The 15,590-nt window shown below is 68.2% G+C and carries 15 protein-coding genes and 1 pseudogene; 10 read left to right on the forward strand and 6 right to left on the reverse strand.

The window, feature by feature from the left end:
• The first annotated feature begins 133 nt into the window (after positions 1-133).
• Genes O7543_RS12555 through O7543_RS12585 form a run of 7 tightly spaced genes read left to right on the forward strand, consistent with a single transcriptional unit; the run spans position 134 to position 2,418 of the window.
• Positions 134-406 carry a DivIVA domain-containing protein gene (locus O7543_RS12555; protein ID WP_281555474.1) on the forward strand — a complete coding sequence of 91 codons (273 nt, stop codon included), beginning with the start codon at positions 134-136 and terminating at the stop codon, positions 404-406.
• Positions 403-645, forward strand: coding sequence for a hypothetical protein (locus O7543_RS12560; RefSeq protein ID WP_281553658.1), 243 nt, complete (start codon positions 403-405; stop codon positions 643-645). Before O7543_RS12555 ends, O7543_RS12560 begins: the two co-directional genes overlap by 4 nt.
• On the forward strand, positions 638-841 hold the full coding sequence (locus O7543_RS12565; RefSeq protein WP_281553657.1) for a hypothetical protein: 204 nt from the start codon (positions 638-640) through the stop codon (positions 839-841). Before O7543_RS12560 ends, O7543_RS12565 begins: the two co-directional genes overlap by 8 nt.
• Positions 838-1,050, forward strand: a complete 213-nt coding sequence (locus O7543_RS12570) for a flavin reductase (RefSeq protein WP_281553656.1) — start codon at positions 838-840, stop codon at positions 1,048-1,050. The genes O7543_RS12565 and O7543_RS12570 overlap by 4 nt, the downstream gene beginning before the upstream one ends.
• Positions 1,050-1,247: a hypothetical protein gene (locus tag O7543_RS12575; RefSeq protein WP_348650103.1), complete on the forward strand. Its 198-nt coding sequence runs from the start codon at positions 1,050-1,052 to the stop codon at positions 1,245-1,247. Before O7543_RS12570 ends, O7543_RS12575 begins: the two co-directional genes overlap by 1 nt.
• A 41-nt stretch (positions 1,248-1,288) precedes the next feature.
• Complete coding sequence (locus tag O7543_RS12580) at positions 1,289-2,134, forward strand: hypothetical protein (RefSeq protein ID WP_281567403.1); 846 nt, start codon at positions 1,289-1,291, stop codon at positions 2,132-2,134.
• Entirely contained in the window at positions 2,131-2,418 is a 288-nt protein-coding gene (locus O7543_RS12585; RefSeq protein ID WP_281553654.1) for a hypothetical protein, read from the forward strand. Before O7543_RS12580 ends, O7543_RS12585 begins: the two co-directional genes overlap by 4 nt.
• 20 nt (positions 2,419-2,438) lie before the next feature.
• On the opposite strand, the gene O7543_RS12590 is transcribed toward O7543_RS12585, so the two are convergent.
• Positions 2,439-3,434, reverse strand: a complete 996-nt coding sequence (locus tag O7543_RS12590; protein WP_281555472.1) for an AAA family ATPase — start codon at positions 3,432-3,434, stop codon at positions 2,439-2,441.
• Between the two features lie 248 nt (positions 3,435-3,682).
• On the opposite strand from O7543_RS12590, the gene O7543_RS12595 reads away from it, so the two are divergent.
• Both O7543_RS12595 and O7543_RS12600 read left to right on the forward strand, forming a co-directional pair.
• Positions 3,683-6,232 (forward strand): DUF262 domain-containing protein, encoded by a 2,550-nt coding sequence (locus O7543_RS12595; protein ID WP_281553653.1) that lies wholly within the window; start codon positions 3,683-3,685, stop codon positions 6,230-6,232.
• 10 nt (positions 6,233-6,242) lie between these two features.
• Positions 6,243-7,061 carry a UvrD-helicase domain-containing protein gene (locus tag O7543_RS12600; RefSeq protein ID WP_281553652.1) on the forward strand — a complete coding sequence of 273 codons (819 nt, stop codon included), beginning with the start codon at positions 6,243-6,245 and terminating at the stop codon, positions 7,059-7,061.
• Here O7543_RS12600 and O7543_RS12605 read toward each other — a convergent pair.
• Positions 6,956-8,203 (reverse strand): glycosyltransferase, encoded by a 1,248-nt coding sequence (locus O7543_RS12605; RefSeq protein ID WP_281553651.1) that lies wholly within the window; start codon positions 8,201-8,203, stop codon positions 6,956-6,958. The two genes, O7543_RS12600 and O7543_RS12605, sit on opposite strands and share 106 nt — an antisense overlap.
• Positions 8,204-8,227: 24 nt before the next feature.
• Positions 8,228-8,815, reverse strand: a complete 588-nt coding sequence (locus tag O7543_RS12610; protein WP_281553650.1) for a tetratricopeptide repeat protein — start codon at positions 8,813-8,815, stop codon at positions 8,228-8,230.
• 522 nt (positions 8,816-9,337) lie between these two features.
• Between O7543_RS12610 and O7543_RS12615 the strand changes: the two genes are divergently transcribed.
• Complete coding sequence (locus tag O7543_RS12615) at positions 9,338-11,686, forward strand: DUF4573 domain-containing protein (protein ID WP_281555471.1); 2,349 nt, start codon at positions 9,338-9,340, stop codon at positions 11,684-11,686.
• Between the two features lie 500 nt (positions 11,687-12,186).
• On the opposite strand, the gene O7543_RS12620 is transcribed toward O7543_RS12615, so the two are convergent.
• From O7543_RS12620 to O7543_RS12630, 3 genes and pseudogenes are all read right to left on the reverse strand, one after another.
• The gene (locus O7543_RS12620) at positions 12,187-13,275 is read right to left on the reverse strand and encodes a Gfo/Idh/MocA family oxidoreductase (protein ID WP_281553649.1); all 1,089 of its coding nucleotides are present in this window, start codon (positions 13,273-13,275) and stop codon (positions 12,187-12,189) included.
• A 12-nt stretch (positions 13,276-13,287) separates the two neighbouring features.
• Positions 13,288-14,454 carry a Gfo/Idh/MocA family oxidoreductase gene (locus O7543_RS12625; protein ID WP_281567404.1) on the reverse strand — a complete coding sequence of 389 codons (1,167 nt, stop codon included), beginning with the start codon at positions 14,452-14,454 and terminating at the stop codon, positions 13,288-13,290.
• Positions 14,418-15,416 (reverse strand): annotated as a pseudogene (locus tag O7543_RS12630) (PHB depolymerase family esterase); the annotation flags it as partial. The pseudogene O7543_RS12630 and the gene O7543_RS12625, both read right to left, overlap by 37 nt.
• Positions 15,417-15,590: the final 174 nt, after the last annotated feature.

A 15,590-nucleotide genomic window follows, 5' to 3' on the forward strand; every position in this document is an offset into this window, starting at 1 on the left:
CCAGCATCCCCTTGCTGTCTTTACAGGCTTTATAGGTCTGGTAGGCTCGCCGTCGTTGTCATCGACGTTCGGGGAGGAAGTCGTGGAGCAGCGGAGCAGGCGGGGGCGGGTAGTGCCTCGGCAGGGCGTACTCGTGGAGCCGTGGCAGGTCAGGGCGATGCAGTTCGACACCCGGTGGCGTGGGCTGGACCCGGCGGCGGTGTACGCGTACCTGCGGCAGCTCGCCGACGAGCTGGACCGGCTCACCCGGCAGGCCGCCGTCGACCGGGCCGAAGCCGACCGGCTGCGCGAAGGGCTGCGGCAGTGGCGGCAACGCCACGTCGGCTGCCGGTTCAACGACCCGCCCGCCGGCGTCTACCGCTCGGAGCACCAGCGCCAGACTGGCGGCAACGGAGGCCAGTGGTGAGCGACGAGCCGCGCTGGACCATCCACCTGCCGACCCGGCTCACCGACATCGAGGCCGCCGCCCGGTTCGCCGCCGCGCTGCGCGACTCGCTGGCCCACTTGGACGTCGTCGACTTCGCCGAAACCACGCTGTCGGCCACCGACCGCCCGTCGCTGCGTAACCGGGTATGGGGTGACCTCGACCCCGACCCAGCCGGCGGCGACCCGGTCAGCGACCGCACCGCGCCGGCCGATGACTGACCCCATCCCCCGCCAGGTCGAGATCGACCACCTGACGGAGCTGGTCGACCGGCACGCACCGCGCGTCGGCGGCTGCGCCTGCGGCGACCCGCTCACCCCCACCGGGCGGTGCTGGCGCACCGAGGTCGCGCTCAGCCGGCTCCGTGACCTCGGCGTCCAGGTCGTCGCCGCCGACCAACCGGAGGATGCCCGATGAGCATGCACGTCCCCGTCCGCCCCAGCTGGGCCTGCGCCGGCTGCGGCCACGCCTGGCCGTGCCTGGACAGCCGACAACAACTCACAATCGAGTACGCCGACGCCCGCGTCTCCTTGTCGGTCTACCTCGCCACCAACATGGTCGAGGCGATGACCGACCTGCCGGGCGGGAGCGGCAACTTCTACTGGCGTTTCCTCGGCTGGCTGTGATGTCGATGTCGATCCTGCGCCCCGGCGACGAACCGATGCACTACGACGACGGCTCCCACCGCTGGATCCCGCCTGACCCGGATCATGACCAGGCGACCTGGGAGAACCAGGTACGCGAACACCAACGCGAGCATCGCGAGCGCCCCGATCCGCCCCCGCCCCGCTACCGTCTCATCCGGAGAGCCGCCGCCGGGTGAGGCGGCCCGGCCGCACGCCCAGCGGAAAGAAGGTGGTCGACGTGGTCCAGGCTGCGATGGTGCGGCGGGCGGCCGCCGCTCGTGCCACGACCAACGCGTGTGCCTGGGGCCCGGCGATGGCGGCGGCCGGCACCCTGGCCGCTGTGCTAGTCCTGGCCCGCCAGGCCCGTCCCGTCGTCGAGGCCGCCGCCTGGTCGTGGCGCTTCGCCGAGCAGGCCCTGACCACCATCATCGGCCCCATCGGCACCGCCCGGCTGGCCGGCTGGGTGCTGCTGGTCGCGGCACTGGTCGCCGGCTGGCGTACGGCCGCCGCGATCGGGGCGGGCGCCGCCGTACTGGCCGAGCTGGCGGTGCTGGCCACCGGGGTACGCGACCATGCAGCACCCGGTTGGCACCTCCTGCTCGCCGTGGTCGTCGCCGTCCCGCTGTGCGGGTCACTGCTGCTTGCCGCCCGTGATGGCTGCGATCAGCGACCGCTTCCGGGACGGTTCTGGGCCGCAGCGGCCGCGATGGGGCTGTGTGCATCGCTCAGCGCCGCTGGCGCGCCGCTGGTGGCGGATCGTTTCGGCAACACCGTGGCGATCAGCACCATTCCAGTGGCGCGCATCGGGTTCGGCGCTCTGGCCGTGGTGGCGCTGTTCAGTCTCGTCGCGGTACTGGCGCTGCCGGTTGCCGTACGCCGCCGGGCGGTGGTGCTGCTGGCAGCCGTGGCTGCGTTGCTGGCGACGACGCAGCTCGGCTATGACGAGGCGTTCATGTCAATGCTCGACTACCCGGTCCTGCGCGACCAGCCAGCCATGGCGTTGGCGCTGGCCGCCGTGGCAGCGACCGTGGTGCTGACGCTCGGCACACTCGCGGTGCGTTCAAGGGAAGGAGCGAGCAGGTGACACCGACACCCCTTGGCGATGCTCGGCGAGACCTCGCGGAGATGCTGCCCTGGACGAAGTACCTGCCGGACTCCGATGTCGAGCAACTACTTGGGGAGTTGAGCGCCCTGACGCGGGACGTAGGGTCGCTGTCGGCGCTGGATTCGACGACCACTCTGCTCGCGCAGTGGCGGCACACGGCGGAGGTCTACCGCGAACCGGCGCTGCTGGAAATCATCAGCCGGGAGCCGGAGGGCGACTTCGGAGCGGTCGAGCCACCGGGAGGTGACCTCAGATCACCCTGACCTTGTCGAGGAAGAACCTGTCAACCCGAATACACCGGTGAACCACAGCTCGCCGAGCCCGACCTCGCCATGCAGTTCCCGTTCCATGGCCCGCACCGTGTCCGGGTCGATCGCGGGGATACGCGACGCGGCGGCGCCGGGTCGTAGAGCAGAGCGAGCAGAGCGAGAGCCCGGATCGAGCCGTACGACGCCTCCTGCAGGGTCGTCGCACCCGGTAGCCCACGCTCCACCAGGGTGAGTACAGTCCCCTCACCGGCACCACCGATCGGCCGGAACTGCAGTTCCTCCAGGCCCGGGATGAAGGCTCGCGCGTCGCGCTGCAGCGCGGCGAACTGGTCGCTGTGCTCATCGGCCAGGTAGGCGAGGAACGACGCCAGGTTGCTGGCGTCGTTGGCCAACTGCCGACTGCGCTGCTCCGTCGACGGCAGGCGGGCCGCAGCCACGTCGATGTCGAACACCCGGAAACTGGCGAACATGTCAGCGAGCGCTTCGACCTGCTCGCCGCCCTCCTCGGCACTGAGTTTGGGCAACGTCGACGAACCCAGCGAACCCTCGCGCAGACTGGCTCTCCGCTCCCCACCCTCGGGGCCGTGGAAGGTGACCTGGTTGCCGGAGACCGCGATACGCCGGCCCGGTCCGGCGGTCCGTTTGAAGGCGAATGTCTCGGACCGCAGCAGGTAGTAGCGGTCGGTCTGGCCGCGTAGCTTCCCCCGGGACACACCGAGCTGGTAGTTGTCGGTGGCTCTTAGATTGCTGTTCTTGGTGACAGCGGCTTCCACCTCGATGGTGATGCTGGGCCGCTGGTCGCCACCGCCCCGGAACAGTACCCGGTCGAAACCACCGCGTCGCTCCAGCGCGGGCCCGAGGTCCTCCCGGGTGGCGTCGCCGAGGAAGGCGATCACGTCGAGGAGGTTGGACTTACCGGCGCCGTTGGGCCCGACGAGTACGTTGAGTGCGGCGAGCCGCACCTCCACCGCCCGGAGGCTGCGAAAGTTGCTCACCTTGAGCCTGAGCAGGTACGGGGGATGTCGGACGGCCGCGGCAGCAGGCTACCCGCTTGGCGCAGCGCCGCCAGCCAGGCGCAGCAAGTTGCCCGCTTCGAATTGCCAAGGACGCAACCAGTCCCTTCCAGCGGTGTCCGATAACCGCCTCCGGCGGGCCGAACGAACACCCGGCAACTCGTACGGCTGGCCGTTGTCCATTGACGCGCACTCTGGTTGCATTGCCCGGGTTCTGGAGTGTGCACACTAGACGGGAGTCGCCGATGGTCGCGGCGCAGGAGACGACGCTGCAGAAGTTGCTCGAAGGCACCAAGCAGTACCGGGTGCCGTTGTACCAGCGGACGTACTCGTGGTCCGAGCAGCAGTGCAAGCGGCTCTGGGAGGACATCAAGAAGCTCGCCGACGACCGCCGCGCAGACCCGGCCGCCAGCCACTTCATCGGCTCGGTGGTGCTGGCGCCCAGCCCCGGGCTCGGCCCGGTCGGGGTGCAGGAGTTCCTGGTCGTCGACGGGCAGCAACGCCTCACCACGCTGTCGATCCTGCTCTGCGCCATCCGGGACCACCGGGCCGAGACCGAGGATCCGATGCACCGGGGGCGGATCGAGCAGCTGTACCTGGTCAACCAGTTCGAGTCCGATCCGCACCGGCTCAAACTCGTGCCCACCCAGGCTGACCGGGACGCGTACCTGGCCTGCGTGGAGTCGACTCCGCAGGTCGGCGGCAGCGACCACGTCGGTTCGGCGTACCGCTTCTTCGCCAGCCGGCTGATGGAATACGACGACGTCGAGGACCCGTTCGACATCGCGCGGATCGAGAACGCCGTCATCACCGGGTTGGCGCTGGTGGCGGTCACCGCGCAGGCCGGCGACAACGTCTACCGGATCTTCGAGTCGCTGAACAATACCGGCCTGCAGTTGACCCAGGCCGACCTGCTGCGCAACTACCTTTTCATGCGGCTGCCGACCCGGGGCGAGACCGTCTACAAGTCGCTGTGGTTCCCGCTGCAGGATACCCTCAACCGGGAGGACCTCGAGCTGCTCTTCTGGCTCGACCTGGTGCAGCGCAACGGCCGTGCCAAGCAGACCGACATCTACGCCGCGCACCAGCTGCGGCTCAACGCGATGCGCGGCGAAGCGGAGATCGAAGCGGAGGTACGCCGGTTCAGCCACCTCGGCGCGCTGCTGAAGATCATCCTGCACCCGGAGAGCGAGCCAGACCCCGAGGTCCGGCGGCGGCTGACCCGGCTGCATGCCTGGGGCGCCACCACCGTCTACCCGCTGCTGCTGCACCTGCTGGACCGCCGTGCGCAGGGCACCGCCACCGCCGGGCAGGTCATCGCGGCCATGCGGTACGTGGAGAGCTTCTTCGTCCGCCGCCTGGTGATCGGTCGGGCGACCGCCAACGTCAACCGGATCCTGATGTCGATCGTCACCGAGATGGACGCGAAGCTCCCGGTCGACGAAGCGGTCCGGGCGTACTTGTCGACTGGCCGTAAGCACTACGCAACCGACGCGCAGATCCGCTCGTCGACCAGGACCATCCCCTTCTATCTCAACGGACGCGCGCATCAGCGCAACCTCGTACTTCAGTGGTTGGAGGAGGCGCACCGCAGCAAGGAGCCGGTGGCAGCCGACACGCTCACCATCGAGCATGTGCTGCCGCAGACGCCGACCGCGCAGTGGCGGCAGATGCTCAACGACGACCTCGGGCCCGACGAGAACTTCACCGACGTGCACGAGTCGCTGGTGCACACGATCGGCAACCTGACCCTCACCGGATACAACTCCGAGCTGGGCAACAAACCGTTCGACGCCAAGAAGGCCGCGTTGGCGAAGAGCCCGATCGTGCTCAACCGGGACATCGCCCAGCAGGAGCGGTGGGGGCGGCCGGAAATCCAGGCCCGCAGCGAGGCGCTCGCCGAGCAGATCATCTCGCTCTGGCCGGGTCCGGTCGAGGCCTCCCGCGACAACGACTCCGACGTGCCGTGGGACGTGATGAACCGGGCCCTGGCCGAGCTGCCCGCCGGTTCGTGGACCACGTACGGCGACGTGGCCGCGCTGATCGGCAGCCACCCGGTGCCGGTCGGGACGCGGCTGGCGAACCATCCGGTGCCGAACGCACACCGGGTGCTGCAGACCGGCGGCACCGTCTCACCGGGCTTCCGCTGGCCCGATCCGGCCCGTACCGACGACCCGCTCGACCTGTTGCGGGCCGAAGGGGTCGAGTTCGATGGCAGTGGGCGCGCCGCCCCGGAGCAGCGGATCCCGCTGGACGAGCTGGCCCAGCTCGCCGGGCTCAGCACCGATGATCTGCCGCGCCCCCGGTCACCGCGATCCAGCGCGGCGCACGCCGAACGCTTCAACACTCAGCTGGCCCAGCTGCAGGACCCGCCGGTGGTCGCCGCCGTGCAGGCTGTTCGCGACGGCTGGACCGCGCTCGGCGGCCGCCTGCTTTACGGCACCGGCGACGAAACGTCGTGCTTTCTCATCGCACGCGGCAAGGACCATCGGCTCGGCAGCATCTGGCCGGCGACGATCTACCCGAGTGGCAAGTTCGAGATCGTCTTCCAGCATCTCAAGAACCGGATGCCGTTCGACGACATGGCGCTGCGTGAGGAGTTCCGGCAGCGGCTCAACAAGATCCCCGGGGTGTCCATCGCGGCGGCCCGGATCGGGCTACGGCCGGGTTTGCGGCTGTCGGTACTCGCCGACCCGGCGGCCCGTGAGCTGCTGATCGAGCAGCTCGACTGGTTCTACCAGCAGGCGCAACCGCCGGCCGAGGACGACGCCGACGAGGGTGAACAGTTGAGCTGACCGCCAGGCTGTGGAGGCGCTGCGCGCCGAGTTGGCCGCCGCTGGTGCCACCACCCACCTGCAGTTGTGCGCCGACGCGGCGCGGCTGCTCGCCGATGGCGACACCGGCGCCGCCGAGGACGCGTCTCTGCGGTTCGACCACGTGGTGGTTGACGAGGCGCAGGATCTGCACCCAGCGGAGTGGCGGGTGCTGTGGGCAGCGGTGCCGGCCGGTCCGGACGACACCTTCCTCACCGGCGATCCGCATCAGCGGATCAACGACGCGAAAGTGTCGCTGGCCGCGCTCGGGATCCGTACCGCCGGGCGCAGCTTCCGGCTGCGAATCAACTACCGCAGTACGGCGGAGATCCTCACCTGGTCGACCGGGCTGCTCGACGGGGACGGCCGCGACAACCTGACCGGCTACCGGTCGCTGCTGCGAGGTCGGCGGCCGACGGTAGCCGGGTTTCCGGACGAGCCGGCCGAGGCGGCGGCGCTGGTGCAGCGGGCCCGCGAGTGGCTCGACCGGGGCGTACGGCCGGCAGAGGTCGCCGGCTGCACCCGGTTCAAGGCCAGGCTGGACCCGGTGCAGGCGGCGTTGGCCGAGGCCGGCATGCACCCACGCCCGCGAAGCGCTGCATGTGTCGTGGACGGGCCAACCGAGTCAATTCCTCCCGCGATAGCTTGTGTCCGGGGTTCGCGCGGCCGCCTTGGGCAGGGCCGGCTTCTCCGGCAACCGCCACGTCAGACCGCCAACAGCCCCCCGTTTCGCACCTCGTCCTTGATCGCGATCAGGTTGGCCGCCACGTACGGAATGTGGTGCGCGCGGTGCCAGTCGGTCGGGAAGTAGGTAACCAACCTGGACACCTGAAAACGGCACGTAATCTCCGGTACGTACTTGGCGTACTGCTGGTCCGTGAAGTACCAGAACGAGTTCTCGTTGTAGAAGGCAACATGCGTCGGGTCCTGGAACGCGCCCCTGCCGTCGCTGCTCGGCGTCAACGACAACAGCATCCCGCCAGGCGCCAACAAGCGGTACAGCTCGTTGAACAACGCGATCTTGTCCGGGATGTGCTCCAGAAAGTCACTCGCCCGGATCACTCCAACGCTGCTGTCCGGCAGATCCAGGCCCTTGGTGATGTCACAGATCATGTCCACCTCAGGTCCGGCGTGGACATCGACACCTTGGTAACCTTCGACCTTGTTGTGTGCCGCACCCAGGTCGAGCGCAAGCAGACCCTGCCGCTTGGCCCACGCCAGCGCATTCAACTGCACGTTGCGATCATATACCTCCACTGTCCGTTGCTGAATCCGGGCGTTCATCTCCGGCACGCGCTGCGTATTTCCTGCATGCATCCGTTGAAGGTAGAGACACTCCGGGATGTGATGAAAATCCGCCAGCTGATACATGCGACACATGAGGTCGGCATCGTCAGCAACGTCAAGCGACTCGTCGTACCCGCCGGACTTCTCGTAGATGTCGCGGCGAAATGCTCGCACGTGATTCGGCGCGTACCAGATGTAGCTCACATTGTGCGGCGTCGGCGGCAGCGCCATGCAGGCCAGCACTTCGCAGCCATCAACCCGGACGTCCCGATATCGCCAACCATGATCAGCAGAGAAACGACTGTCGTCGCGACTACCGTCCTCAGCGATCTGGGCGGTGTCGCTGTAGACCAGGCCGACCTCCGGATTCTCGTCGAAGGCATCAACCACCTTTTCGAGGCAGTCGCTAGCAAGAAGATCGTCGTGGTCCAACTCGACGAGTATGTCGCCCGACGCCTCCGCACAGGCCCGCTTCTTGACCGCACCAACGCCCGACACCTCATCCTGCACCACCAGGCGAATTCGCTGATCCGGCACCTCGGGCCGCCAGCGGTTCCCTTGGTTCAGAACGATGACCCACTCCCAGTCGTCGAACGTCTGCGCTTGCAGCGACTGATGGCACTCATCCAGAAACCGGGTCCGATTACTACCAGTAAAGACCGTCACAGATGGCTTTCTCATTCCACTCACTCACTCACTGACCCGGGTAGCCTCATCAGCGTCGTCGCGGTACTCTTCAGGGACACCCTCCAGCAGCGCCCCGTCGAGCCGCACCGCCTCTCCGAACGCCTCACGAGCCTCGACTTCGTCACCCTCGCTCACCAACAACAGCCCCAACCGCAGGTATGCGGTGGAAGCTTCGCCATCAAGCTCGACGATCTGTCGATATAGATCAATTGCAGATGATCGATCGTGACTCTCGAGCGCGATGGCCTTGTTGAAAAGGGCCGGCTTGTAGAAAGGATCAGCTTCCAATGCTTGATCGTAGCTATCGATTGCCTGGGCGATCCTGTCCTGCGACTGCGCGATGTAGCCCAGATTATACCAGGCCAACATGTTGTTTTCGTCGACAGCAAGAACCTGCTCGAACGTTTGTTTAGCCTTCTCGATATCCCCGGCCTGACCTTCCTCGACGCCCTTCTCGACGAGGGCAACAGGATCCTCACCGATTGCACCGACGGGTTTTTTGCCTCCACCCTGGTCCGCAGTACACGCCGGCAGCCCTGCAAGCAACACGGCACCACACGCGAGTGAGCTAAACATCGTCTTCATCTTCATGAGACAACCTTCCTGCAACTCGAATACTAAGAATTGGCACGACGTCCACTCGGACGTGCACTACTCGACATCAACACAAACGACATAGACCATCCCGCCACCGTCACCCAGCTCGGCCTGCCAGCCGCTTGGTGTTCCAACCGCAGGAACAGGCCGACTGGTCTCAACACCTGCTTGTGAGCTGAAGCCTCCGCCGGTGGCAACATCGCCCGCAGCGCACCGGGCTGTCACGAGACCGGCCCCGGCGGCCGTCACAGAGTTGACGTAGACACTGGTCAGTCCTGCACCGGAAGCACCTTGGGGACCTTGGGGACCCTGGAGACCGGCCTCGCCCCGCTCGCCCTGAGGGCCTGCTAGGTCATCATCGCCGGGCGGACCCTGCGGACCCTGCGGACCCTGCGGACCCTGCGGACCCTGCACGCCCTGGAAGCCTTGCGGGCCGGTATCCCCCTGAGCGCCCTGTGCCCCGGTCTCACCCTGCGGGCCCTGGAAGCCCTGAACACCCTGGGCCCCCTGCGCGCCTTGAGCGCCGGTGTCGCCCTGGGCACCTTGCACACCAGGTCCGCCTTGGGCACCTTGGAAGCCCTGAGCACCGGTGTCGCCCTGGGCCCCCTGGGCCCCCTGGGCGCCATCAGCACCCTGCGCACCCTGGAAGCCCTGCGCGCCCTGCACGCCTTGAGCTCCCTGCGCACCCTGCGCGCCCTGAGCGCCCTGGAAGCCCTGCGCACCTTGAGCTCCCTGAGCTCCCTGAGCTCCCTGAGCTCCCTGCACACCCTGCACACCCTGGAAACCCTGCGCACCCTGGAAGCCCTGCGCACCCTGCACGCCCTGAGCGCCATCAGCACCCTGCGCACCCTGCGCACCCTGCACGCCTTGAGCTCCCTGCGCACCCTGCGCGCCCTGAGCGCCCTGGAAGCCCTGCGCACCTTGAGCTCCCTGAGCTCCCTGAGCTCCCTGCACACCCTGGAAGCCCTGCGCACCCTGCACGCCTTGAGCTCCCTGCGCACCCTGCGCACCCTGCACGCCTTGAGCTCCCTGCGCACCCTGCGCACCCTGCACGCCTTGAGCTCCCTGCGCACCCTGCGCACCCTGCACGCCTTGAGCTCCCTGCGCACCCTGCGCACCCTGCACGCCTTGAGCTCCCTGCGCACCCTGCGCGCCCTGAGCGCCTTGGAAGCCCTGCGCACCTTGAGCTCCCTGAGCTCCCTGCACACCCTGGAAGCCCTGCGCGCCTTGAGCTCCCTGCGCACCCTGCGCACCCTGCACGCCTTGAGCTCCCTGCGCACCCTGCGCACCCTGCACGCCTTGAGCTCCCTGCGCACCCTGCGCGCCCTGCGCGCCCTGGAAGCCCTGCGCACCTTGAGCTCCCTGAGCTCCCTGAGCTCCCTGAGCTCCCTGCACACCCTGGAAGCCCTGCACGCCTTGAGCTCCCTGCGCACCCTGCGCGCCCTGAGCGCCCTGGAAGCCCTGCGCACCCTGGAAACCCTGCGCACCCTGGAAACCCTGCACACCCTGCGCACCCTGAGCTCCCTGCGCACCTTGAGCTCCCTGCGCACCTTGAGCTCCTTGAGCTCCCTGCGCACCCTGCGCGCCCTGAGCGCCCTGGAAGCCCTGCGCACCTTGAGCTCCCTGAGCTCCCTGAGCTCCCTGCACACCCTGGAAGCCCTGCACGCCTTGAGCTCCCTGCGCACCCTGCGCACCCTGCGCACCCTGCGCACCTTGAGCGCCCTGCGCACCTTGAGCGCCCTGCACACCCTGCGCACCCTGGAAACCCTGCACACCCTGCGCACCCTGGAAGCCCTGCGCACCCTGGAAACCCTGCGCACCCTGGAAACCCTGCACACCCTGCGCACCCTGAGCTCCCTGCGCACCTTGAGCTCCCTGCGCACCTTGAGCTCCTTGAGCTCCTTGCACGCCCTGGAAGCCCTGCGCACCCTGCGCACCCTGCGCACCCTGGAAGCCCTGCGCACCCTGAACACCCTGCGCACCCTGCGCACCTTGAGCACCCTGCACACCTTGAGCGCCCTGGAAGCCCTGCGCCCCTTGAGCACCCTGCACACCCTGCGCACCCTGTGCTCCCTGCGCACCCTGCGCACCCTGCGCACCCTGCGCACCCTGCGCACCCTGCGCACCCTGCGCACCCTGCGCACCCTGCGCACCCTGCGCACCCTGCGCACCTTGAGCGCCCTGCGCACCTTGAGCGCCCTGCACACCCTGCGCACCCTGCGCACCCTGCGCACCCTGGAAGCCCTGCGCTCCCTGCACACCTTGAGCTCCCTGCACGCCCTGGAAGCCCTGCGCACCCTGCGCACCCTGCGCGCCCTGGAAGCCCTGCGCACCCTGCACGCCTTGAACGCCCTGCGCACCTTGCGCACCTTGAACGCCTTGTGCTCCCTGCGCACCCTGAGCACCCTGCGCGCCCTGGAAGCCCTGCACGCCCTGGAAGCCCTGGAAGCCCTGCGCACCCTGCACGCCTTGAACGCCCTGCGCACCTTGCGCACCTTGAACGCCTTGTGCTCCCTGCGCACCCTGAGCACCCTGCGCGCCCTGGAAGCCCTGCACGCCCTGGAAACCCTGCGCACCCTGCACGCCCTGCGCACCCTGTGCTCCCTGCGCACCCTGCGCACCCTGCACGCCCTGCACGCCCTGGAAGCCCTGCACGCCCTGCACGCCCTGCGCACCTTGCGCACCCTGCACACCCTGCGCACCCTGTGCTCCCTGCGTACCCTGCGCACCCTGGAAGCCCTGTGCCCCTTGAACGCCCTGCGCACCCTGCGCACCTTGAGCGCCCTGTGCCCCTTGCGCACCCTGAGCGCCCTGCGGTCCTTGAGGGCCACGGCTCGGCTTGTGTCGACGCCATTCGTCTTCTGAGCGCTGCCAACCCTGCGGCCCAAGGCCCGGCTGCCAGCGTTCGCGATCGCCAATCGCCGGGTCGTCGCGCAGTGGCGCTGCGGGGTACCAGACGGCACGGTGCCCGTGCGGCCCAGGTGTGACGAGCGATGACTCTGCGCTGGGACGCACATCCCCCAACTGCCGGACCTCTGCCGCAGCGGCCGGCTGCACCACCGGCGTCAAGCTACCGGTCGTCGCGGCGAGCAGCAGGAGATAGCCCACCTTGGCCGGGGTTTGGGCTTGTTTGAGTCGTCGACGTAGGCGTCGCTCACTGGTCACAGCTACTCCCGCAGCGTCCCGAAAGGTCAGTAGAAGTTCCTCGACGGGCGTTGGGGGGTCCCGCACTGCTCAAGACCATAAGCAAGCAGAAGCCTATATGCACTTATTATCCAAAAATATCTGTTATGAGGCTTCCTCGGCTTGATGCATCGCTCGGGAACCGGTCAGGGCTCCCAGAGCGATACACGGCGCCGAAGAAGTCAGCGGTCCACGGCGTGCCGGATCACCCTGGCCTGCTGCTGGGCACGGACGCTGAGCTCCGCCGCTTTGAACGCGTGGGCCTGGGTCATGGCGTTCTCGGTCCGGTGCAGGCAGTCGAGGATCAGCTGGCCGAAGTACGGATAGCCGACCTGACCGGCGGCGACCAGATGGTGCTCGCCCGTGCCGTCGACGAGGAAGACGTGACCGGGGCCGGCGTCGGTCGCCACGTTGACGTACTTGCGCAGTTCGATGTAGCCGTCGGTGCCGAGGATGAAGGTCCGCCCGTCACCCCAGGTACGCAGCCCGTCGGGCGTGAACCAGTCCACCCGGCAGTAGCCGGTCGCGGTGCTGTTCAGCACCAGGCTCAGCTCGCCGAAGTCGTCGAGCTCCGGGTACTGGGGGTGGTTGAAGTTGCCGACGGTGGAATGGCTGATCTCGGCGTCGGTCGAGCCGGTGAAGTACAGCATCTGTTCGACGTTGTGGCTGCCGATGTCGCAGAGAATGCCGCCGTACTTCTCCTTGACGAAGAACCAGTCCGGGCGGCCGGCGGCGGACAGGCGGTGCGGCCCCAGGCCCATGACCTGCACCACCCGACCGATGGCACCCCGCTGGACGAGCTGACCCGCCAGCACCGCCGCCTCGACGTGGATCCGCTCCGAGTAGTAGACCGCGTACTTGCGTCCGGTGCGCGCGGTCGCCTCGCGCGCCTCGGCCAGCTGTTCCAGGGTGGTGAGCGGGGCCTTGTCGGTGAAGTAGTCCTTGCCGGCCGCGATGACCCGCAGGCCGAGAGCGCACCGTTGCGAGGTGACGGCGGCACCAGCCACCAGGTGGACCGCGTCGTCGTCAAGGATCTCCGCCTCGTCACGCGCCACCCGCGCCTGCGGGAACCGCTGACGGTACGCGTCGACCTTGGCCGGGTCGGGGTCGTACACCCATTTGAGGGTGGCGCCGGCACCGAGCAGACCGGAACTCATGCCGTAGATGTGCCCGTGGTTGAGGCCGACCGCGGCGAAGACGAACTCCCCCGGTGCCACCACCGGGGTCGGTAAGGGATCCGGGGCGAACGTCGCCCCACTGACCTTCGTCACGTGTCCGTCTCCTCAGTTGTCGTGGTCGGCGGTGCCGCCGACGGTGATGGCACCGGGCAGGTCCCGCACCGCAACAGTCTTCTCGAAGAAACGCGGCGCACGCCGTATCAGGGTGCCGCGCTGATAGTAGGGATCGTCCGGGGACAGCGGGAGGGCCACCGGCCGGCGTTCGATCCCCGATTCGTAGATCGCGGTGACCAGCTCGACCGCGTTGCGTCCGTCGGTGCCGCTCACCGCAGGTGCCACCCCGTCGCGGACCGCACGCAGGACGTCGCCGATCTGGCCGGTGTGCCCGACATGTGCCAACGGGCGGCGCGCCTGCGCAAGAGCATTGAGGTCGGCGAGCAGGTCCGGGTTGCCACCCGGGGTGGGGAACCCGTTCGGTGCACTGGTCTCGGCCGCTGCCCGCCATGGCTGGGAAACCCGAGCGTACGCGCCCTGAATGACGATCTCCTGTTCTTCGCCGTGGTGCACCACCGAGCTGGTGAGCTGGGCCAGCGCCCGGTCGTACTGCAGGATCGCGACGGACAGGTCCTCGACCTCGGCGTTGTCGTGCTGCGAGTTGACCAGCATCGCGGTGACCGCCGAGGGCCGACCGAGCATCCACATGGTTAGGTCGATGTGGTGGATGGCGTGGTTGAGGGTGCAGCCGCCGCCCTCGGACGCCCAGGTCCCCCGCCACCACAGGTCGTAGTACGGCCGCCCCCGCCACCACGACGAGTTGACCTGCACGTGTGACACAGGCCCGATGAGACCAGAGTCCAGCACCGCCTTCAAGGTGGCCATGTCGTCGCGGAACCGATTCTGCGCGACGACCGACAGAAGCTTGCCCGACTCCGTGGCGGCGGAGATCATCGCGTCGCACTCCTGCAACGACGGAGCCATCGGCTTCTCCACCAGGACGTTGACACCCGCGCGCAGGGCCGCGATGGTGATGTCGGCGTGCGTCGACGGCGGTGTCGCGATGCTGACCAGGTCCAACTCTTCGGCGGTGAGCAGGGCCCCGGCATCGTCGTAGACGCGGGCGTCGGTGAGATCGAAGGTCGTTCTGCGCTCCTGCGCCTTCGCCAGGGTCACGTCGCAGACGGCGGTGATCCGGCAGTCCTCCCCGAACTCCTGGTAACCGGCGATGTGCGTACCGGCTATGCCGCCCGCACCGATAATTCCCACCTTGAGCATGCTGTCCTCCATCGCGTACGGGTGGTGGGGCGTCCGTCCGGTCGGCCCCCCACCACCGTGGCGCACATCAGGCGACGGCGCAGGGGGGGGGTGCCGTTCAGGGTGAACGAGCTGGGCCTACCACTGTTGCCGGAGTGGGTGGCCTGGAAGCCGATGCTCTGCGAGCCGTTCGGCGAGATGGTGGCGTTGTAGGACATGTTGCGGGCGGTGACCGCGCCGCTGCCGGTGTTGGCGATGGTCACCGAGGCGACCAGCCCGTTGTTCCACGCGTTCACCCCGTAGGTGACCCGGCAGGCCCCGGACGGCGGCGGCGTGGTGGGCGGAGCCGTCGTCGGCGGCGCCGTGGTGGGCGGAGCCGTCGTCGGCGGAGCGGTGCCGTCGAGGCCGAAGAAGCGGATCACCTGGGCGGCGTCGACCGGCAGGTTGTGCCCGGTGCCCTGCATGCTGATCGCCTCGACCGGGGCCATCCCGCCTGAGCTGCCGTACCGGGTGCGGGTGTAGTTGCCCTGCGGGCTGTCGGTGTAGGTCGGGGTCTGGCTCAGCCCGTGCACGTTGGTCCACTGCTTGATTTGCTCGGCGAAGTTCGGGTAGCGCAGCGTGTCGTCGTTGGTGCCGTGCCAGATCTGCATCCGGGGCCACGGGCCCGAGTAGCCGGGCAGGCTGTTGCGGACCGCGTCGCCCCACTGCTGGGGGGTACGGACGATCTGCCCGCCCGAGCACTGGCTGTTCCACTCGGAACCGCCGGTGGTGGCGAAGCAGGTGAACGGCACCCCGGCGAAGGACGCGCCGGCGGCGAAGACGTCCGGGTAGACGCCGAGCATCACGTTGGTAATCATCGCGCCGGACGAGACGCCGGTGGCGAAGATCCGGTTCGGATCGGTGTTGTAGCGCTGCTCCACGTAGCTGATCATCGACCGGATGCCGACCGGGTCGCTGCCGCCGCCCCGGTGACGGATGCTGCGGCGGCGGCCAGCATCTTGGCTATGAGTCTCATGTGGTTCCTGCGGAACGCACGCAGGATGGGATTCGACGCGGGGCTGCCCAGGCTCCCGCTTTACTCCGGCTCGAAACAGTTACTAGTATCGATAGATACGGTTCGAGATTCAAGGTCGGCGTCGGACCAACATCGAGACATG

Origin of the sequence: Solwaraspora sp. WMMA2080 (genome assembly GCF_027497395.1) — a bacterium.
In the GTDB taxonomy this organism is placed as follows: Bacteria; Actinomycetota; Actinomycetes; order Mycobacteriales; family Micromonosporaceae; genus Micromonospora_E.

What these genes read in the sequence shown, in the direction of transcription:
- O7543_RS12575 (WP_348650103.1), top strand. Translation starts at nt 1,050, where the DNA reads ATGTCGATGTCGATCCTGCGCCCCGGCGACGAACCGATGCACTACGAC.
- O7543_RS12610 (WP_281553650.1), bottom strand. Translation starts at nt 8,815, where the DNA reads ATGAAGATGAAGACGATGTTTAGCTCACTCGCGTGTGGTGCCGTGTTG.
- O7543_RS12625 (WP_281567404.1), bottom strand. Translation starts at nt 14,454, where the DNA reads ATGCTCAAGGTGGGAATTATCGGTGCGGGCGGCATAGCCGGTACGCAC.
- O7543_RS12565 (WP_281553657.1), top strand. Translation starts at nt 638, where the DNA reads ATGACTGACCCCATCCCCCGCCAGGTCGAGATCGACCACCTGACGGAG.
- O7543_RS12570 (WP_281553656.1), top strand. Translation starts at nt 838, where the DNA reads ATGAGCATGCACGTCCCCGTCCGCCCCAGCTGGGCCTGCGCCGGCTGC.
- O7543_RS12595 (WP_281553653.1), top strand. Translation starts at nt 3,683, where the DNA reads ATGGTCGCGGCGCAGGAGACGACGCTGCAGAAGTTGCTCGAAGGCACC.